At 67.3% G+C, this 19,651-nt stretch carries 15 protein-coding genes; 3 read left to right on the forward strand and 12 right to left on the reverse strand.

Going from position 1 to position 19,651, the window contains the following annotated elements:
- The 7 genes from BR31_RS0123285 to BR31_RS0123315 form a co-directional block, all read right to left on the reverse strand.
- Positions 1-861, reverse strand: a complete 861-nt coding sequence (locus tag BR31_RS0123285) for an MlaE family ABC transporter permease (protein WP_027503090.1) — start codon at positions 859-861, stop codon at positions 1-3.
- On the reverse strand, positions 861-1,670 hold the full coding sequence (locus tag BR31_RS0123290) for an MlaE family ABC transporter permease (protein WP_027503091.1): 810 nt from the start codon (positions 1,668-1,670) through the stop codon (positions 861-863). The genes BR31_RS0123285 and BR31_RS0123290 overlap by 1 nt, the downstream gene beginning before the upstream one ends.
- Before the next feature lie 318 nt (positions 1,671-1,988).
- Positions 1,989-3,575 carry a fatty-acid--CoA ligase FadD5 gene (gene fadD5, locus BR31_RS0123295; protein WP_027503092.1) on the reverse strand — a complete coding sequence of 529 codons (1,587 nt, stop codon included), beginning with the start codon at positions 3,573-3,575 and terminating at the stop codon, positions 1,989-1,991.
- A gap of 177 nt (positions 3,576-3,752) precedes the next feature.
- Entirely contained in the window at positions 3,753-4,550 is a 798-nt protein-coding gene (locus BR31_RS0123300) for an enoyl-CoA hydratase (RefSeq protein WP_027503093.1), read from the reverse strand.
- Complete coding sequence (locus tag BR31_RS0123305) at positions 4,547-5,548, reverse strand: NAD(P)H-dependent flavin oxidoreductase (protein ID WP_037177975.1); 1,002 nt, start codon at positions 5,546-5,548, stop codon at positions 4,547-4,549. The genes BR31_RS0123300 and BR31_RS0123305 overlap by 4 nt, the downstream gene beginning before the upstream one ends.
- Before the next feature lies 1 nt (position 5,549).
- Positions 5,550-7,715, reverse strand: coding sequence for a 3-hydroxyacyl-CoA dehydrogenase NAD-binding domain-containing protein (locus BR31_RS0123310; protein WP_027503095.1), 2,166 nt, complete (start codon positions 7,713-7,715; stop codon positions 5,550-5,552).
- A gap of 33 nt (positions 7,716-7,748) precedes the next feature.
- Positions 7,749-8,969 (reverse strand): acetyl-CoA C-acetyltransferase, encoded by a 1,221-nt coding sequence (locus tag BR31_RS0123315; protein ID WP_027503096.1) that lies wholly within the window; start codon positions 8,967-8,969, stop codon positions 7,749-7,751.
- Between the two features lie 278 nt (positions 8,970-9,247).
- Here BR31_RS0123315 and BR31_RS0123320 point away from each other — a divergent pair, with 278 nt between their 5' ends.
- Positions 9,248-10,480, forward strand: a complete 1,233-nt coding sequence (locus tag BR31_RS0123320; protein ID WP_027503097.1) for a TetR/AcrR family transcriptional regulator — start codon at positions 9,248-9,250, stop codon at positions 10,478-10,480.
- A 27-nt stretch (positions 10,481-10,507) separates the two neighbouring features.
- Here the strand turns inward: BR31_RS0123320 and BR31_RS0123325 are convergent, their stop codons facing one another.
- From BR31_RS0123325 to BR31_RS0123340, 4 genes are all read right to left on the reverse strand, one after another.
- The gene (locus BR31_RS0123325; protein ID WP_156042592.1) at positions 10,508-11,914 is read right to left on the reverse strand and encodes a wax ester/triacylglycerol synthase domain-containing protein; all 1,407 of its coding nucleotides are present in this window, start codon (positions 11,912-11,914) and stop codon (positions 10,508-10,510) included.
- 40 nt (positions 11,915-11,954) lie between these two features.
- Positions 11,955-13,439: a wax ester/triacylglycerol synthase domain-containing protein gene (locus BR31_RS0123330; RefSeq protein WP_027503099.1), complete on the reverse strand. Its 1,485-nt coding sequence runs from the start codon at positions 13,437-13,439 to the stop codon at positions 11,955-11,957.
- Positions 13,440-13,544: 105 nt separating this feature from the next.
- Entirely contained in the window at positions 13,545-14,441 is an 897-nt protein-coding gene (locus BR31_RS0123335) for an oxygenase MpaB family protein (protein ID WP_027503100.1), read from the reverse strand.
- Between the two features lie 9 nt (positions 14,442-14,450).
- The gene (locus BR31_RS0123340; protein WP_027503101.1) at positions 14,451-15,980 is read right to left on the reverse strand and encodes an aldehyde dehydrogenase family protein; all 1,530 of its coding nucleotides are present in this window, start codon (positions 15,978-15,980) and stop codon (positions 14,451-14,453) included.
- Between the two features lie 172 nt (positions 15,981-16,152).
- Here BR31_RS0123340 and BR31_RS0123345 point away from each other — a divergent pair, with 172 nt between their 5' ends.
- Positions 16,153-17,298 (forward strand): acyl-CoA dehydrogenase family protein, encoded by a 1,146-nt coding sequence (locus BR31_RS0123345; RefSeq protein WP_027503102.1) that lies wholly within the window; start codon positions 16,153-16,155, stop codon positions 17,296-17,298.
- 44 nt (positions 17,299-17,342) lie between these two features.
- Positions 17,343-18,038: a GntR family transcriptional regulator gene (locus BR31_RS0123350; RefSeq protein ID WP_027503103.1), complete on the forward strand. Its 696-nt coding sequence runs from the start codon at positions 17,343-17,345 to the stop codon at positions 18,036-18,038.
- Positions 18,039-18,058: 20 nt separating this feature from the next.
- Here BR31_RS0123350 and BR31_RS0123355 read toward each other — a convergent pair.
- Positions 18,059-19,651, reverse strand: a 1,593-nt coding sequence (locus tag BR31_RS0123355) for an alpha/beta fold hydrolase (RefSeq protein ID WP_027503104.1), incomplete at its 5' end; no start/stop codon positions are given.

Raw genomic sequence — 19,651 nt, forward strand, 5'->3', positions numbered from 1 at the left:
TCAGACCCCCATTCCCGGGATCTCGGGGACCAGTCCCCACAGCGCGAAGGTCATCAGCACATCGAGGACGCCGATCGCGAGGATCGCGGTGCGCAGGGCGCGGCCCGCCGCCTGCCCGACCCCCGCGGGTCCGCCCGAGGCGTAGTAGCCGTACGCGCAGTGCACAAGCGAGACCACCGCGGCGAAGACCACCGCCTTGAGCGCGGAGTAGACGAGGTCCTGTGGGGACAGTGCTAGGTGGAAGAAGTAGTCGTAGGTACCCGCGGAGGCGCCACCCCAGAACACGATCACCAGCCGTGTCGAGAGATAGCTCGCGAGCAACCCGACCATGAAGATGGGCAGGACGCAGACCATGGCGGCCAGCACCCGGGTGCCCGCGAGGAACGGGATCGAGCGGATCGCCATCGCGTCAAGCGCGTCGATCTCATCCGAGATCCGCATCGCACCGATCTGCGCGGTGAATCCGGTGCCCACCTTGGCCGCCAGCGCGATCGCGACCACGACAGGGGCGAGCTCGCGGGTGTTCGCGATGGCGGAGAGCATTCCCGACATCGTCGTCATCCCGACCAGCTCGAGTCCGCGTTGCGTCTCGACACCGAGCATCATCGCGGCGGCCAGGGACATCGCGAACACGATTCCGACGGTGCCGCCACCGGAGAGCAGCGAATTGGTGCCGAAGCTGACCTCGCTGATCTGGCCGAGGACATGCTTGCGATACCTCGTGAGCGCGAACGGGATCGACGCGACCGTCCGTGAGTAGAAGGTCACGTGCTTGCCGACGTCGACCAGTGCTCCGTAGACCGCCCTGGCGGGCGCTGTCGACTGACGTCGCGCGCGGACCATCGCATCGAAGCCCACCATCAGTAGGACCCCACGGCCGGGACGATCACTGTGTAGAGCGCGGACAGCGCGGCGTTGACGATGAACACCAGGGCGAAGGCGATCACCACCGCCTCGTTGACCGCGTCCGCGACTCCGCGGGGTCCGCCCTTGGTGTGCAAGCCCTTGAAGGTTGCGACCAGGGTCGATGTGAGGCCGAAGATCGCCGCCTTCACCAGTGCCATCACGAAGTCCGACATCCGCCCGTACTGGCTGAAGGTCGACATGAACGTTCCGGCCGGAAGGTGTTGAACGTAAATGTGATAGAGGTAGCAGGCCATCACGCCGCCGAAGGTCACCATCGAACACAACGCGAGCGAGACCACCACCGCGGCGACCAGCCGGGGTGCGACCAGGCGCTCGACGACGTCGATGCCCATGACCTCCATGGCGTCGATCTCCTCGCGGATCTTGCGTGACCCCAGGTCGGTACAGATCGCCGAACCCGCCACGCCCGCCATCATCAGCGCGCACACGAGCGCGGCGGCCTGACCGACGATGATGAACGCCACCACCGCGCCCGAGTACCCACCCGCGCCGATCCGGTCCGCGAGCTCGCCGACCGACACCGCGATGAACACGCCGATCGGGATCATCAGCAGCAACGAGGGCCCTGTACTGACCCGGCCGATGAACAACGTCTGGGTGATGGTCTCGTGCAGCGACAATCGGCGCCGGAACACGGCGCGGGCCAACCCGACGAGAGAGAGAACCGCGAAACCGATCAGGTACCCGCCCTGGTTCGCGACGTCGCGAACGGGCCCCTTGGCGACCGGCAGTTCGTACGTCATCGCCAGAGCCCCCTCTCAGCCAGTTCGCGATCGAAGCCCTGTGGGCTCCGAGTGTGTGAAGCCTCTCACGGCAGACAGCCCACCGCAAGGATTAAGTAAACGATGATTCTCAAATATCTCGGCGTGACGATCGCGCAATATCTCGCAGGAGATGCGCAAAATCCATTGTCTACAGAATATTTCGTCCCATCTGAGATACGCAGGTGCGACACGAGTTAACAGAGCTTCGCTACGGCGAGCCGAGCGGAGGACCTCCGATGCAGCGATGCGGAGGCGTGGACGACCCTCACCGTCGCCCACGCCCATCCAGCCCCGTTGTCAGCCGGCGGTCATCGACACCGATCCGTGGTTCTTACGCAGGTCGCCCTTGACCACCTTGCCGCTGGCGTTGCGCGGCAGCGCGTCCACGATGACCAATTCCTTCGGGTGCTTGTACCTGGCCAGTCGCTCATCGAGGAATTCGGACAGCTCATCGAGGGTGAGATCGTCGCCCCGCAGCGCGACGACGGCCACAGGGACCTCACCCCACCTCTCGTCGGAGCGTCCGATCACGGCCGCCTCCAACACCTTCGGATGCGCGAAGAGCGCGTTCTCGACCTCGGCACAGTAGATGTTCTCGCCGCCGGAAATGATCATGTCCTTCTTGCGGTCGACGACGAAGATGAAACCCTCCTCGTCCTGGCGGACGAGGTCTCCGGAGTGGAACCAGCCGCCGGCGAACGCATCGGCCGTGCCCTGTGGGTTGCGCCAGTATTCGCGCATCATCGTGGGGCCCCGGTAGACGATCTCGCCGACCTGCCCCGCGGGCACATCGTTCATCTCGTCATCCACGATGCGGGCCTGGATCGTCGGGATGACCTTGCCGACCGACCCCAGCTTGCGCACCGCGTCCTCGCCGTCCAGGACACAGGTGATGGGCGACATCTCGGTCTGCCCGAACACCGCGACGTTGACCGCGGCCGGAAAGGTGTCCGACATCGCCCGCAACACCACGTCGGACGCGGGCGCAGCGCCCCAGCTGATGACCCGGAGCGCCAGGTCGCGTTGCCGCACGGTGGGTTCCGCGCACACGGCCTGCCACTGCACCGGCACGAGGAAGGCCGTGGTCACGCGCTCCGCCTCCCATACCTCCAGCAACTCGGTTGGGTTGAACGCGCCGAGCGGATGGATCACCGTCGGCACTCCGAGCACGAGGGACGGCGCCATACTGCCGAGCGCGGCGATGTGGAACATCGGCGAGGCACAGAATCCGATGTCGTCGCCGCCCGACATGCGCAGGGCCCGGATACAGGTGAGCGCCTGCGCCTGCATGTTCGCGTGCGAGAGCACCGCCCCCTTCGGGCTACCGGTCGTGCCGGAGGTGTACATGATCAGGGCAGGCGTGTCCTCGGCCAGGTCGATCGGCGCATGCGCCGACCCGCCCTCCGCGAGCAGCTCCTCGTAGCCGAGCACCCCTTCCGCACCCGGCTGGCCCACCACGACGCAGGTCGACAGGGCCGGGACCTGACCGCGCACCGCGGCGACCAGCGGCGCCAACGGCACGTCGGTGACGACAGCGGTGGCGCCGCTGTCGGTCACGATGAACGCGATCTCGGGCGGCGTCAGCCGGAAGTTGACCGGAACCGCTATGGCGCCAAGGGAATTGACCGCGAGAACCGCCTCAAGGAACTCGGGACGGTTGAGCATGACCAGTAGCACCCGGTCGCCGGCCCGGATGCCCCGCCGAGCGAGCGCATCCGCGAACGACTCCGAGCGCCGATGGAGCTCGGCCCAGGTTGTGGTCGCTCCCTGGAATCGCAGTGCGACCGCGTTCGGCCGCATCAGTGCGTGAGTGGCGACCTGATTGTTCCAGTGATTCCTCCGGGACTGCAGCGGCTGCGAGAGCAGATCATCGCTGAACGACATCTGATGTTCCTTCCCTGGCACGGTGTGGCTGACGTACCCTCACGGATGCGCCCAGTATGGCAATACAAGGCCTGTCATGCGGCGTTTTTGTTAACAAGGATTCGCATGCTGGACCCGGCCCGAACTGGACGTTTGTCCAATCAGGGCTCGCGCCCCGGCAGCCGGGCCCCACGGCCGTCAGCGCCCGAAGTCGGGCGCCCGGCCGCCGAGCATCGCGGCGACACCTTCCCGGAAATCCGGTGCCGCCAGAAGTTCGATCTGGCCCTCGGTTTCCCGCTCGATCGCCTCGTCGATCCGCGCGAGAGTGGCGGCGGTCAGCGCACGTTTGGTCAGTTCGATCGCGCGGCGCGGCCCGCGAGCCAACCTGGCCGCGACGGCGTCCACGTGGGGCGACAGTTCGTCCTCGGCGAGCACCCGGGCGATCAACCCCGCCGCGGCGGCATCCGGTGCGCCGAGCTTCCTGCCGAGCAGCGCCATCTCGGTCGCCCTCGCCCGCCCGATCGCCGCGGGGACGAGCAGACTCGATCCGCCATCGGGCATGAGCCCGACGTTCACGAAAGCCAACAGGAAGTACGCACTTGGCGCCGCGTACGCCAGATCCGCCGCGAAGGCGATCGACGCGCCGACGCCCGCCGCCGGCCCGTTCACCCTCGCGATCACCGGTACCGGCAGCGTGAGGATCGCGCGTATCACCCGGTTCGCCGACTCCATCACGACGCGGGGATCCGCCTCGGGACCCTGTGCGGCAGCTGCGAGGTCGGCGCCGGTCGAGAACGCGATCCCCTCTCCTGCGATCACCACGACGCGAACCGCCGGTTCGGTCGCCCGACCTGTCAGCACATCGCCGAGAGCGTTCATCGAGGCCAGATCGAGCGCGTTCATCCGCTCCTGGCGATCGATGGTGATCCGCAGGACTCCCTCCGCCAACTCGACCCTCAGACCGCCGATCACCTCACGTTCGGGTGCCGCGGTCATCGGAGGGCCCCCACCGGCTCGCTCACAGAAGCGATCCCGGCCAAACGGCCCGCGATGATCTCCTCGGCTTCCGCCACCATCCGCGACACCAGGTCACCGACCTTCGGTACATCGTGGATCAGGCCCTGGCACTGCCCCGCCGTCCAGATGCCCGCGTCGAGGTCGCCGTCCTCGAAGACCTTGCGTCCACGTGCACCGGCCACCAGGTCCCGAAGATCGTCGAAGGTCGCCCCGCCACGCGACTCGATACCGACGACCTCGCCACTGACCGCGTTCGCCGCCACCCGTGCCGTGTTCCGGAGCGTGCGGAAGATCAGCCTGGTGTCGAGCTCACTGTTCGCCACGATCTGCCGCTTCACCTCCTCCGCGACCGGCGACTCCTGCGTGCACATGAACCGGGTGCCCATGTTCACGCCGTCCGCGCCGAGTGCGAGCGCGGCAACCAGTCCGCGGGCGTCGGCGATACCACCCGATGCGAGTACCGGGATGCGTACCCGCGCAGTCGCTGCCGGGATGAGGACCAGGCCGGGCACGTCGTCCTCACCCGGGTGGCCCGCGCATTCGAAGCCGTCGATGCTCACCGCGTCGACACCGATCTGCTCCGCCTTGAGTGCGTGGCGGACGCTGGTGCACTTGTGGATGACCTTGATCCCCGCGTCCTTGAAGTGGGGAAGGTGGTCGATCGGATTGGAGCCGGCCGTCTCGACGATCCGCACCCCCGACTCCACGATCGCCTGCCGGTACTCGGCATACGGCGGCGGGTTGATCGACGGCAGGATCGTGAGGTTCACCCCGAACGGCTTGTCGGTCATGTCCCGGCAGCGGGCGATCTCCCGCGCCAGATCCTCGGGTGTCGGCTGGGTGAGCGCCGTCAGGAAACCGAGTGCGCCGGCGTCGGCAACGGCCGCAACGAGTTCCGCGCGACCCACCCACATCATCCCGCCCTGCACGATCGGGTACTCGATGCCGAATGCCTCGGTGAACCTGGTGCTCAGCATGTCAGTTCCCCTCTTCGAAGGTGCCGCCGGCGGCCGCCTTGTCGAGCAACAGTTGCGGCGGCTCGAAGCGCTCGCCATAGCGCTGCGCGAGCTCGTGAGCGCGCTCGACGAACCCCTGTGCCCCGCCGGGATACTGATCGATGTAACGCACGACGCCACCGGTCCAGCCCGGGTAGCCGATACCGAGGATCGAACCGACATTCGCATCGGTCGCGGTGTCGAGCACGCCCTCCTCGAGGCAGCGGACGGTCTCGATCGCCTCGATGAACAGCATTCGTTCCACCATGTCTCCGAACGGGATCACCGTGGTGCCGCCGAAAGCCGACAGACCCGACCACAGGCCGGACCGCTTGCCGTCGACGTACTCGTAGAAGCCGGCACCCGTGGACCGCCCCCTGCGGCCGAACTCGTCGATCATCCGGTCGACGACCGCGTCCGCGGGGTGCGCCACCCATTCCTGACCCGCCGCGACCGCCGCGGACCTGGTCTCCTCCCGGATCTTGCGCGGGAGGGTGAGGGTCAGTTCGTCCATCAAGGCCAGCACCGGAGCCGGGTAGCCGGCCTGCAGCGTCGCCTGTTCGATCGAGGCGGGCGCTATGCCCTCGCCGAGCATGGCGATGCCCTCGTTGGTGAACGTTCCGATGACGCGGCTGGTGAAGAAGCCCCGGCTGTCGTTGACGACGATCGGGGTCTTGCCGATCTGCTGGACGACGGCGAGGGCCCGGCCGAGCGCATCGTCGCTCGTCTTGTCCCCCTTGATGATCTCGACGAGCGGCATCTTGTCGACCGGGGAGAAGAAGTGCAGGCCGATGAAGTCCTCTGCTCGGGAGACTCCCGCCCCGAGCAGGGTGATGGGCAGGGTCGAGGTGTTCGAGCACAGCAGCGCGTCCGGAGCGATGACGGGGTCGATCTCGGCGAAGACCTGGTTCTTCACCGCCGGGTCCTCGAACACGGCCTCGATGACCAGTTCCGCGCCCGCGGCATCCCCTGGATTGTCGGTCGGCCGGATCCGGCCCAGGATCGCCGCGGCCTCCTCATCGGTCGTCCGCCCCTTGGCAATGGCCTTGCCCAGGATGTTCTTCGAGTAGCCCTTTCCGCGTTCGGCAGCCTCGAACGAGACATCCTTGAGCACGACGTCCATTCCCGCCCTGGCACACACATACGCGATCGCGGCGCCCATCATGCCTGCACCGAGAACGAGGGCCTTACGGACCGGTTCGCGCTCCGCACCGCCGTATCGCTTCACCAGCGAATTGGCCTTCTGCATGTCGAAGAAGAACGCGCGGATCATGTTCTTCGAGATCTGGCCGGTCGCCAACTCGGCGAAGTACCGGTTCTCGATCGTCTGCGCGGTGTCGAAGTCCACCTGCGCACCCTCGACGGCCGCACTCATGATCGCGATCGGCGCCGGGTACGGTGCGCCCTTGAGTTGTTTGCGCAGAGTCGCCGGGAAGGCAGGAAGATTCGCGGCGAGCGCGGGAGTCGCCGGGGTTCCGCCCGGAATCCTGTGCCCCTTGACATCCCACGGCTGATGCGCCTGCGGGTTTGCCGCGATCCACCTCTTGGCGGCGGGCACCAGTTCGTCGGGCGCGGCCACCAGCTCGTCCACAAGGCCGATGGCGAGGGCCTTCTCCGGCGTATGCCGCTGGCCCTGGAGCAGCACCTGGGTCAGCGCCGTCACCACGCCGAGCAATCGAACCGTCCGGACGATGCCACCACCTCCGGGGAGGAGTCCGAGGGTCACCTCGGGCAGTCCCACCGTGACCGATGTGGCGTTGACCGCGATCCGGTGATGACAGGCCAGCGCGAGTTCGAGGCCACCGCCGAGCGCCGCACCCCCGATGGCGGCGACCACCGGCCTGCCCAGCGTCTCGAGCCGACGCATCGGTGCCTTGATCCGGTTCACGTTGGCGATCACGGCCTCGGCCTCGCCCCGCTGCGACCTCAGGATGTCATTGAGATCCCCGCCGGCGAAGAAGGTCTTCTTGGCCGAGGTGAGGATCACCCCCGTGATGGAATCGCGCTCGGCCACCAGCCTGTCGACCACCGCTCCCAGGGACACGATGAACCCCTCGTTCATCGTGTTCGCGGACTGCGCTGGGTCGTCGAGGGTGAGCGTTACGATGCCCTCGGGATCAATGTCGTATCGAATTGCGTTGTCGGTCATGGTGTTTGATCTCCCGATTCAGAAAGTCGCGGGTCAGATGCGTTCGATCACGGTGGCGATGCCCATACCGGCGCCGACGCAGAGGGTCGCCAGCCCATACCGCTTGTCGCGACGCTCGAGTTCGTCGAGCAGGGTGCCGAGGATGATCGCCCCGGTCGCGCCGAGCGGATGCCCCATGGCGATGGCGCCACCGTTGACGTTGACCTTGTCCATCGGGATGTCCATGTCCTTGACGAACTTGAGCGCGACGGAGGCAAAGGCCTCGTTGATCTCGAACAGGTCGATGTCGTCGGCGGTGAGCCCCGCCCTCGCGAGCGCCTTGTTCGCCGACGGCGCCGGGCCCGTCAGCATGATCGTCGGCTCCGACCCGACGACCGCGGTCGAGACGATGCGCGCACGCGGCCTCAGTCCCGCCCTGGCCCCGGCCTCGGCCGTCCCGATCAGCATCAGGGTCGCGCCGTCGACGATGCCCGACGAGTTGCCCGCGTGGTGCACGTGTTCTATCCGCTCGACCCAGTGGTACTTCTGGAGCGCCACCGCGTCGAACCCGCCCTGTTCGCCCATCGAGGCGAACGAGGGCTTGAGCGCCGCCAGCGCGGCGACCGTCGCATCCGGGCGCATGTGCTCGTCGCGATCGAGGACCACCACCGCGTTCCGATCCCTGACCGGGACCACCGAGTGGTCGAATCGCCCGTCGGCCCACGCTTTTACCGCCAGTTCCTGTGACCGGACCGCGAACTCGTCGACCTGGGTTCGACTGAAGCCCTCCATCGTCGCGATGAGATCGGCGCCGATCCCCTGGGGAACCATGTATGTCGCGTAGTTGGTGGCGGGGTCCATTCCCCAGGCGCCGCCGTCGGATCCCATCGGCACCCGCGACATGGACTCGACCCCGCCCGCGAGAACGAGGTCCTCCCAGCCCGAGGCCACCTTCTGGGCCGCCAGATTCACGGACTCGAGTCCCGACGCGCAGAACCGGTTCACCTGCACGCCCGCCACCGTCTGGGGCAAACCCGCGGCCACGGCCGCCACCCTCGGCAGGACAGCGCCCTGTTCCCCGAGAGGCGAGACGATGCCGAGCACGATGTCGTCGATCTCGCCGGGATCGAGCCCGGGATTGCGCCGGCGGATCTCGGTGATGAGGCCGACCACGAGGTCGATCGGCTTGACCGAGTGCAGCGATCCGGTTGCCTTTCCGCGGCCGCGTGGTGTGCGCACGGCATCGAAGATCAGCGGCGCTGCAGGTCGGGACATGGTCATGTTTCCCCTTTCGGGACGGCGGACGAGGAGGCGGGCGAGGACCGGGCTCGCGGTCGCGCCTCCGCCAGTGAGCATGCTCACACGGTGCGAATTGCGGTTAACTTTCATGCACCGGCCCATGGTTGTCAATAGCGAATATCGTTGCTAGTCCGGACTTTGCACCAAAATGCCAGTGGGACCATCGCCCTCAGCACCGGAATCCCGACTTCGCTTTTGGGCCGTAGACGCGCGACTCTCGGTTAAGATGCGGAGACCGAAGTCAGGAGACGTCGATGCCCCAGACGACCACCGGCCGGCCGACTTCGGCCGCCGCGCCCGTTCGGCGACGGCCGAAGGACCGCAAGGCGCAGATCGCCATGGTGGCGGCGCAGGCCTTCAGCGAACGGGGCTATCACGCAGTCGGCGTGGACGACATTGCCGCCACCCTCGGCATCTCCGGGCCAGCCCTCTATCGCCACTTTCCGAACAAGTACGCATTGCTGGTCCACGCCGCGATGGGGACGGTGGGTGGACTCCGATCGGCCTCCGACGCCGCCGTCGAGGCGGACGATCCGGACCGCACCCCGGAGGCCCAGTTGGACCGGGTGCTGCGAGCGCTGATCGTGACCACCGTCGAGAACCGGAAGACCGGTGGGCTCTACCGGTGGGAGGGCCGCTACCTCCGGCCCGACGACCGGGACCTGATGCGTGCCGAGTTCGCCGCAGTGACCCAGAACGTCGCGCGGCCGCTGCGCGAGGTGAGGTCCGAACTCACCGAACGCGAAGCGGTGATCCTCGCGACCGCCGCGCTCAGCGTGATCGGCAGCATCACCGCCCACAGCGCCGCGCTGGCGAACCGCCGGATCGAGAAACTCCTGCTCGGTACCGCGTGGGGGGTGTTGCGGTGCGACCTGGCCGCGGCCCCGCCCGCGACGACCACGATCGACGATCCGACCGCACAGCGCGGACTCGCCGTGACTTCCAAACGCGAACTATTGCTCGCGGAGGCGGTGAAGATATTCAACGACCGCGGCTACCACGAATCGAGCATCGAGGAGATCGGCGCCGCGGCGGGCATCAACGCGTCCAGCGTCTACCGACACTTCCCCAGCAAGGCCGATCTGCTGGCGGCCGCGTTCCACAGGGCGGCCGATCGCCTGGCCCTGGCGACGGCCGCCGCGCTCGGCGCCTCCGCCGACCCGGACGAGGCGCTGAGTCGACTCTCGGCAACCTACATCGACCTTGCCTTCGCCCATCCCGAGGTGCTCTCGGTGTACTTCGCCGAGATCGGGAACCTGCCCAAGCAGGAGCGCACGAACCTCCGCAACGTGCAGCGCCTGCACGTCGAGGAGTGGGTCCACCTGCTCACCGCGGTTCGGCCCGAACTGTCTGCGGTCGAGGCCAGGTTCCTCGTGCACGCGGCCCTCGGTCAGACCCTCGACGTGGGCAGACTGCTGCATTTCGACACGGGCGCGCAGGCCCGCGGCCGGATGCAGGCCCTCATGCTGACGGTGCTGCACAGCTGACCCGCGCCTCGTCGGCCCGACGCACCACTACGCCCTTGCGCCGCTCGCGATGGCCAGCCTGAGTTCGTCGTACGACTCGCGGAGCAACTCGAGGTAGCGGCGGTCGTCGCGCAATTGGCGTGGATCGGCGGTGACGCCAACGGTGAGCACGTCGCCGATGCTGTCCACCCAATGGCCGAGTCCGCTCGGTCCGACGAGGGCGCACAGGCTGAAACTGACCGCCACGCTGGAGCCGCACAGCTTCAGGTCCGCGACCCCCTTGGGCACGTTGGTGATCAACGTGTTCGCCCAGCCGACACTCTGCGACTTCCGCGCCGGGAGTGCCCGGATGATCCCCAATCCGGCTCGGATTGCGAAACCCGGTATGGCCCTCACGAACTCGTCAATCCTGATCGATGCGGGACTGCTCTTGCGCGCCCTCTCACCGAGGACCGAACGGTGGATCGCCCGTGCTCGGTCGACCGGATCGACGATGTCGGTGTGCAGGTCCACGGCCATCGTCACGAACTGGTTCCTGGATCCGTCGTCCCGGATCGAACGTGTCGACATCGGCACCCCGGCAGCCAACGAACCGGCTGAGGGGTCGCCGACCTCGGTCAGGTAGACCCGCATTGCGCCGCCGATCACCGCGAGCGCGAGATCATTGATGGTCACGTCGCCCAGGTCGGTCTTCATCGCATGCAGTTCCCCGAGCGGGAACACCGCGATGTCGAATACTCTGCCCGGACTCAACGGATGATTGAACACCGTTCCTGGCCGCTCGACGATGGGCGACTCGTACTTCCCCTGTTCACAGTGCAGTGCGAGTTCGCGCTGCGCCGCCCTGGCGTCCAGGAGGCCGACCGCCAGACGCCGCAGGTTGGCCGGCGCGGACCGGGCCGCTCGGGTGAGCAGTCCGAATCCGGAGGGCAGCGAACTCCGGATGACTCGAGTATCCGACGCACCCTGGACGGACGGGGCCGGGTCGAACAGTCGGCGGCCCAGCTCGGCACTCAACATCCCGTCAGCGGCAGCATGGTGCGTCTTGAGCGCCGCGACAGTCGCCTCGCCCGCGACGCCCTCGATTCCCCGGACACCGGTCATCACATGCAGCTCCCATGGCGGCCGCGACTCGTCCATCGGCTGCAACAGGCTCTCGGCCAAAGCGCTTCGCGCGGAGTCCCATTCGGAAATCTCGTGGAAGACGATGTGGTCCTCCACCGAGAAGTCAGGGTCCATCGCCCAGTAGGGATGGTCGAGGCCGAACGGCACCTTGACCAATCGCCGTCGAAGGATGTCGATCCCGGTGACCCGATCGGCGATCCACTCGACGATCTCCGCCTTCCCCGGTGGTCCTGCTGTGCCCACCTCGGGCGCGAAGACATACGCGCTCACGATGATCTGCTTGGACACCTCGTTCTCGACATAGAGGAACACCGAGTCTCTCGGATCCATCTGCTGCACATGACTCCCCCCGCTGACCGGTGCAGACCGCTCACATGAGCGCCAGACCCTCGGTCTGCGCCACACCCCCACCCGAGCCTACGACGAGGACATCCTCTGGGCCGAATGCGTGCCGGACCGCCCGCCCCAGGTCGTCGAACGATTCGCCGAGGAGCTCCGTGTATCGGCCGAGGTCGCGCAACTGCAGTGGGTCGGCCGTGACGTTGATCGTGAGCGAGCCTCCAACCGAGCCGATGGCGTGGGCCACCCCACCCAAACCGATGAGTGGCGCGAGACCGAAACCGGCCACCGCTGTCGCATCACACAGGTGCAGGTCCGCATCTCCGTGCCGCACGGTGGTGACCAAGGTGTTGACGAGATGAATCGACTCCGATCGCCTCGTGGGTCGTCCATAGCCGATTCGCAACGCGGCTCGAATCACCCATCCGGGAATGACACGGACGACGTCGCAGGCGGCCGCCTCGGCCTCGGCCGGAAAGCTCAATCGCTCGCGTTCGGCCAGAACCGACCGGTGGATGCCGCGGACCCGCGCGATCGGATCGACCTCGGTGGTGTGCAGGTCCACCGCCATGGTGTGAAACTGGTTCCTCGACTCGGATGCGCGACGATGCCGGATGGACATCGGAACCGCGGCGGCGAGCGATTCGTCCGGGAGCGTGTCGACCTCGTCGAGATACCTCCGCATGGCGCCCGCCACCACGGCCAGCACCAGGTCGTTGACGGTGACCTCGCCGACCGCGGACTTCATGGCCCGCAACTCGTCGAGTGGGAGGAATGCCGCGTCGAACACCCGGTCGGGGCCGAGCGGCTGGTTGAGCACTGTCCGCGGCCGCTTCGCGACGGGCAGCATCTGCACGCCCTCCTCGCGTTCGGCCAGTAGCCGTCGGCGCGTCGCGCGGAAGTCTCGCAGTCCGCCGACCAGCTCGCCGACCTTGCGGGGGCACGCTCGGACCGCGGAGGTGAACAGGCCTGCCCTGGCGGGCACCGGTGGTGCAGCGACGAGTGCGGCCGGGCGACTGGCCTGGGCCGGGCCTGCCCCGAACAGCGCCCTGGAGATCGTGGTGCTCAGCTCACCGTCGGCCATCGAGTGATGGAACTTCATCACCGCGACGGTGGCCTCCCGCGCGGCGCCAGGGATACCGCGGACCCCGGTGACGACGTGGAGTTCCCACAGCGGCTTGGACCGATCCATCGGCTGCTGTACGAGCTGCGCCATCCATCCCCGCAGTTCCTCCCACCCCGAGCCCTCGTGGAAGAACAGATGATCCTCGACGGAGTACTGGGGATCCTCGACCCAGTACGGATGATCGAGGTCGAACGGGACGCGGACCAGTCGTTGCCGCAGTGCATCGATTCCGCGGGCACGGTCGGTGATCCACCGGGTGATCTCTCCGCGATCGGCCGGGCGGGCCGGCGCACCATCGGGGACGAACACGTAGGCGGACAGAAAGGTCTGCCAGGCGACGGGACGCTCCACGTAGAGGAACACCGCATCCCGCGGATCGACCTGCAGCACGTAACTCCCCGTTCGTCGACCCCTGCCGGCGAGACGGTACCGTTTGACACTAAACCCCGCGCATCGAGGTTCCCGTAGCGCGGGAGGACCCGCGGTCCGCGCTGGTCAGCCCCGACCGTGGTTCTGGTCCACTCCGAGGTCGCTCGGCCGGTAGCCGACCGGATATCCGGGATAGGTCCGGTTGTGCGGGTCCCTGGTGGCCTTCGACCGCCTGCGCGGCGGCAGCAGCCGGACAGCCATGGACCGGGCGACCAATCCGCGCTGCGCGACCCCCGTCATCCACGCCGGTGCCGCCGGGAACCCGAAGGCGGAGCGCATCTGCTGGTCCAGCATCGCGTACACCCCCTGACGAACGGCGGGCCGAAGCGGACGGGGGAACCAGGAGCAGAACAGGTCACGGGTGTAGACCCCGATCATGTGATTGTCCTCGGTGTACCGGAAGCGCTCCGCCTCGTAGTCGATCTTGAACCGGTAGAAATCCTGGAAGTCCTCCGGGATGTCCTTGATCCCCATCCGCAGCCCCACCCCCCGGTAGAACAGGAACGAGGCGAGCCGTTCGTTCGGGTGCAGTGGGCGCCAGCCGTAGCGGTCGATCCAGTCCAGGGGATCGAAGGCGAAGGTGCTCAGCACGTACAACATGTCCGAGTTGTCGATGTCGTACTTCGCGTGCATCCGGTTGACCATCCGCAGTGACTCCGTGCCCCGCGGCGAGTCGTAGCCGTGCTCGACGAGCTCGGCCATCAGCAGCGCCGTGTCGTCGTAGCGCTTCTGCGGCCGCTTCTCGAACTCACCGGTCCTGCGCAGCAGCGCGGAGATGGTGGGCACACAGTAGGTCCGGAACAGCGCGAACTCGAGCGCCCGCTGGTAGTCCCACGGAAACTCGAAGCCGGCGGTGATCCGATGGATCTCCTGGTGGTCCGTCGCCGGATCGAGTTGCTCGATCCGGTGGAGCCAGCCGTTCCTGCCGCGCGGTGTTGAGGGGTTCTCGTTCACCAGAAACATGGTGCCTCCTCAGCCCCGGCCGTGCCGCGTCTTGAGCAGCCAGGCCGCGATCTTCATGTCACGGGCCTTGCGTTCCATCGACAACAGGTTCAACGGCGCCTTGTACTTCTGCCGGGCAACCGATTTCGCCCGGCTGAACTCGCGCAGCCCGTCGGCGCCGTGGATCCGGCCGAAGCCCGACTCCCCCACCCCGCCGAACGGGAGCGCCGCCACGCCCGCGAATCCCAGCACCGAGTTGATCGTGACCACTCCGGCCCGCAACCGCTCCGCAGCCGCCACCGCCCGCCTGCGGTCACGGGTGAAGATCGAGGCACCGAGTCCGTACTTCGAGGCGTTGGCGGCGGCGATCCCCTCGTCCAGATCCGCGACCCGGTTGATCACCACCGTCGGCCCGAAGGTCTCCTCACGAATTGCGATGCTGTCCTCCGGAACGTCGACGAGGATGACGGGCTCGACGAAGGGCGCACGGATCGACTCCGGGCCGCCGAGCACCGCGCGACCGCCCCTGGCGAGGGCGTCGTCGATCTGCCCACGCACCACCTCCGACTGCCGTGCCATCGTCATCGGCCCGTACGAGGAGTCCGGGGCGCCGCCAGGGCGCAGCCGTTCGGCCTTCTCGGCGACCTTCTGTACGAAGGTGTCGAACACACCGTCCGCCACGTAGATCCGTTCCACCCCGACACAGGTCTGGCCCGCGTTGCCCATCGCACCGAAGACGGCGAAATTCGATGCCTCCTCCAGGTCGGCATCGGCGTCCACCAGCATCGCGTCCTTGCCGCCACACTCCGCGACCATCGGGGTCAGGGTCTCCGCGCACAGGGCCATCACCTTCTTTGCGGTCGGCGTCGACCCGGTGAACGCGACCTTGTCGACCCCTGCCCTGCAGAGCGCGGCCCCGGTACCGCCGTCACCCGTGATCACCTGGAGCACAGGCTGGTTGGGAACCAGCGTCTGCCACTTGTCGGCGATCCACACCGCGACGCCCGGCGTCAGTTCACTCGGTTTGAAGACCACCGCGTTGCCCGCCGCCAGTGCGTACGAGATCGAGCCCATCGGCGTGTACAACGGATAGTTCCACGGCCCGATCACCCCCACCACGCCGAGCGGCTGGTAGCGGACGGTCGCCTCCTGATTGGCGCTCACCAACCCGGAGGGCACCTTCTTCTTGCCGAGCACCTTGGCGGCATTGCGGGCGGCCCAATCCAGGTGCTCGACGGTGAGCATCACCTCGAGCAGGGCGTCGCCCTGCGGCTTGCCGGTCTCGCGGGAGATCACGGCGGCCAGAGCCTGCGCGTCGGACGCGATCGCCTTCTTCCAGTCCAGCAGCCATCGCTTGCGCCCGTCGAACCCCAACGAATCCCACCACCGCGCCGCGGGCCGGGCCCGCTCCACGACCCTGGCGACCTCGTTCGCGTCCGCGACCGGGTAGGTGGCGATGACCGCGTCGGTGCGCGGATCGAGCGACTCGATCGATGCCGCCCCCGCGGGAGACCCGGCCGTCTCGGTGAGTTCGCGCTTCTCGGCCGCCTGCTGTGCCATGGACAGTTCCCTCCGTCGCCTCACATCTGGATACTTCTCATCAAATATATTTGATGTGATGTAGTGTTGTGAAGATCACACTAGGCGGCAACAGGCCCGCCGACAAGACCACATCGGCACCGATTCCCCGGCGCGAACCGTGCGCCGACACGACCAGCGGGAGACAACGAAGATGAGCGTTGAATTCACCACGGAACAGAGGGCATTCGCCAAGGCCGTCGCCGACTTCTGCAAGCGCGAGGCCGGTACGCGCGAGAAGCGCGATCAGTTGACGGATCACGGCGCGCACAATCACAACCAGGGCGTATACGAGAAGATGGCCGAGCTGGGCTGGCTCGGGCTGACCATCCCCGAGGAATTCGGCGGCTCCGACGCGACCATGGTCGACATGTGCATCCTGCTCGAGCAGACCCACCGCGGGATGTTGCCGATCGGCGCGATCGGGCCGACGCTCATCACCGGCGGGGCATACGCCAAGTTCGGCACCCCTCAGCAGAAGGATGAGGTGCTGCGCGGCATCGTCCGCGGTGCCTCCCAGTCGATCTCGATGTCCGAGCCCGAGGCCGGTTCCGATGTCGGGAACCTGAGCACCAAGGCCGAGCAGACCTCGGACGGCTGGCTGGTCAACGGCCAGAAGACGTGGTGCTCCAACGCCCACATCTCGGAGAACATCCTGCTCGTCGCGCGCACGAGCCGCGGCGAGAACAAGCACGAGGGACTGACCATGTTCCACGTGCCTGCGCGCACGGACGGCCTGAAGATCAGCCCGATCGAGCTGATGGGCGGCCAGAAGGAGACGAACGACCTCTACTTCACCGACTGCGTACTCCCCGCGGATGCGGTGGTCGGCGAGGTGGGGAACGGCTGGCGCCAGCTGATGACCGGACTGAACTTCGAACGACTGATCCTTGCCGCGATGATCCTGGGGACCGCGGAGCGGGCTTTCGACGACACCCTCGGATACATCACCCAGCGTAAGCAGTTCGGTCGGCCGATCGGCAGCTTCCAGTCGCTGCGGCACCGGATGGCCGACCTCGCCACCGAGATCGAATGCACCAAGCTGCTCGTCTACAACGTCGCGCGCGAGGCGGACGCCAACCCGGACAAGGTCCTCGCCCGGGAGGCCTCGATGGCCAAGCTGAAGGCGACGGAGACCGCCAAGCGCGTCGCCCTCGAGGGCATGCAGATGATGGGCGGGTACGGCTACGCCACCGAGTTCGACATGGAAAAGCATGTCCGCGGGGCGCTGGTGTCCACCATCTTCGGCGGGACCAGCGAGATCCAGCGCGACATCATCGGAAAGACGTACGGCTTGTAGCCACTGGCAGGCGTTTAAGCTGATTGCCGTCAGAAGGAGACTCGATGACCTCGTCCGCCACACCCCGCCCCAAGGAGGCGCGCGCGCTCCGTCGCCGCCCTCAGCTCTCCGATGACGTCGCGGTGCACGTCCGCAACCTCATCATGTCGGGCGGGGTGCGGCCGGGCGAGTTCATCCGCCTCGACGAGACCGCCGCCGAACTCGGGGTGAGTGTCACCCCCGTCCGCGAGGCCCTGCTGACGCTGCGCAGCGAGGGCCTCGTGGAGCTGGTGCCGCACCGTGGGTACGTCGTCGCCGCCCTCAGCCGGGGTGACATCAACGACGTCTTCTGGCTGCAGGGACAGATCGCCGAGGAATTGACGTCGAGGGCGACCGCCGCCATCGACCAGGAGACTCTCGACGAGCTCCGCGCGATCAATGCGAAACTGGCACGTGCCGTGGAGGATTCGGATGCGGCCCGGATCGAGGACCTCGAGTTCGACTTTCATCGGATCCTGAATCGGTTGGCGGGCGCCGCCAAGCTCTCCCGGTTCCTGCTCAATGCCACCCGGTACACGCCGGTGCACTTCTATTCGGCGGACCACGGCTGGGGTGATGCCGCCGTCGCGAGCCACGACCGGCTCATCGCCGCGATGGCCTCGGGCAAGGCCGACGAGGCCGGGCGCGAATCCAGGGCTCATTTCCTCGACGGCGCTCAGCGTCTCATCAAACATTTGGAGGAAGTGGGGATCTGGGACTGACGGTTCGCCGTCACCGAGCGCTAGCGGACCACCGCTTCCGCCCTGGTCCACCAGTCGTCGAGGTGGCGCGCGATCACCGCCAAGGCCTCCGGCGAGGCCATTCCCCAGTGGGTCGATTCCACCGGATGATTGTGGATCGCGCCGCCCACCACCGACCGCCAGGTCGAGGCCCCGAGCGCCCCGCTCCTGTCCTCCCGCACCGCGGTGAAGTACACGAGGTCACCCGCGAACGGCTTCGGATGGTGGGCTGCCAGCAGCGTGAGGGACTCCAACACGGATTCGACGGTCCGTATCCGGTCGTCGGCGAGGATCCCCTCCGGAACCAGCCCGCCGAGCAGCTCGTCCGGGGTGGGATCCTCGAGGACCGACCGTGCGGGCGCGGCCTCGTGATCGGCGAAGCTGTCCATCATCGACAGCAGCGCGACCTCCTCGCCCTCTGCCTGCAATTGGACCGCCATCGCCTGAGCGATCACGCCACCGAGCGACCACCCCAGCAGGTGATAGGGCCCCTTCGGCTGAACCGACCGGATCTCGCGCACGTACCTGTCGGCCCACTCGGAGATCGACCCCGGCGCCCAGCCGGAACGCCCGAGTGCGGGCGACTGCAGGCCGTAGATCCCGCGGTCGGACTCGAGGTGCCGGGCCAGGCCGGCGAAGGCCCATGACAGCCCACCGATCGGGTGCACGCAGAACAGGGGCGGCTCGGATCCACCGACCCGGATCGGCAGCAGCACCTCGAATGACGCCTCACCGTCCACGTCGGCGCCCGTACCCGAGTCGATCCGGTTGGCGAGCCCCGCCGGAGTCGGGTCGGAGAACATCCACTGGACCCGGACCTCGGACCCGAGTCGCTCGGAAAGCCGAGCCACCACGCCGGTCGCGATCAGCGAGTTGCCGCCGAGCTCGAAGAAGTTGTCGTCCAACCCGACCCGGCCGACACCGAGTACATCGGTCAGCACCTCCACGATCGCGATCTCCGTCGCGGACACCGGCCCGCGGTACTCACGGGCGAGGGGCTCCGGCGCGGGCAACGCCGAGCGGTCGAGCTTGCCGGACGCGTTCACCGGCAACTCGTCCAGCGTCACGAACACGTTCGGAATCATGTAATCCGGCAGCACACGGCCGAGGGACGCGCGGGCGACGCCCGAATCGAACGCCGGGTCGCCGACCACGTACCCGACCAGTTGCTGACCACCCAGGCCGTCCCCGCGGACCAAGGCCACGGCCTGATCGACCTCGTCGAGCCCGCGCAGGGCCGCCTCGATCTCGCCCAGCTCGATCCGCAGACCACGCAACTTCACCTGAAAATCGTTGCGCCCCAGATATTCCAGCTCGCCTGACGGAGTGGAACGGACCAGGTCACCGGTCCGGTACATCCGCGCACCCGAACCGCCATACGGATTCGCCACAAACCGATCCGACGTCAGATCACTACGACCCACATACCCCCTCGCAAGTTGCACACCCGCCAGGTACAACTCACCCGGCACCCCCACCGGCACCGGCCGCAACCGCGAATCCAACACGAACACCTGCGTGTTCCACACCGGCGCACCAATCGGCACCGACACCTCATCCGCGGCCGTGACCTCATGGAACGTCACATCCACCGC

This window comes from Rhodococcus sp. UNC363MFTsu5.1 (assembly GCF_000686785.1).
In the GTDB taxonomy this organism is placed as follows: domain Bacteria; phylum Actinomycetota; class Actinomycetes; order Mycobacteriales; family Mycobacteriaceae; genus Rhodococcus_G; species Rhodococcus_G maanshanensis.

Excerpts from the sequence above, each read along its gene's own strand:
- BR31_RS0123325 (WP_156042592.1), bottom strand. The coding sequence starts at position 11,914 with ATGGATCCGAGAGACTCGGTGTTCCTCTATGTCGAGAACGAGGTGTCC.
- BR31_RS0123310 (WP_027503095.1), bottom strand. The coding sequence starts at position 7,715 with ATGACCGACAACGCAATTCGATACGACATTGATCCCGAGGGCATCGTA.
- BR31_RS0123350 (WP_027503103.1), top strand. The coding sequence starts at position 17,343 with ATGACCTCGTCCGCCACACCCCGCCCCAAGGAGGCGCGCGCGCTCCGT.
- BR31_RS0123290 (WP_027503091.1), bottom strand. The coding sequence starts at position 1,670 with ATGACGTACGAACTGCCGGTCGCCAAGGGGCCCGTTCGCGACGTCGCG.
- BR31_RS0123335 (WP_027503100.1), bottom strand. The coding sequence starts at position 14,441 with ATGTTTCTGGTGAACGAGAACCCCTCAACACCGCGCGGCAGGAACGGC.
- BR31_RS0123345 (WP_027503102.1), top strand. The coding sequence starts at position 16,153 with ATGAGCGTTGAATTCACCACGGAACAGAGGGCATTCGCCAAGGCCGTC.
- BR31_RS0123285 (WP_027503090.1), bottom strand. The coding sequence starts at position 861 with ATGGTGGGCTTCGATGCGATGGTCCGCGCGCGACGTCAGTCGACAGCG.
- BR31_RS0123300 (WP_027503093.1), bottom strand. The coding sequence starts at position 4,550 with ATGACCGCGGCACCCGAACGTGAGGTGATCGGCGGTCTGAGGGTCGAG.
- BR31_RS0123340 (WP_027503101.1), bottom strand. The coding sequence starts at position 15,980 with ATGGCACAGCAGGCGGCCGAGAAGCGCGAACTCACCGAGACGGCCGGG.
- BR31_RS0123320 (WP_027503097.1), top strand. The coding sequence starts at position 9,248 with ATGCCCCAGACGACCACCGGCCGGCCGACTTCGGCCGCCGCGCCCGTT.
- BR31_RS0123315 (WP_027503096.1), bottom strand. The coding sequence starts at position 8,969 with ATGTCCCGACCTGCAGCGCCGCTGATCTTCGATGCCGTGCGCACACCA.
- fadD5 (WP_027503092.1), bottom strand. The coding sequence starts at position 3,575 with ATGTCGTTCAGCGATGATCTGCTCTCGCAGCCGCTGCAGTCCCGGAGG.
- BR31_RS0123305 (WP_037177975.1), bottom strand. The coding sequence starts at position 5,548 with ATGCTGAGCACCAGGTTCACCGAGGCATTCGGCATCGAGTACCCGATC.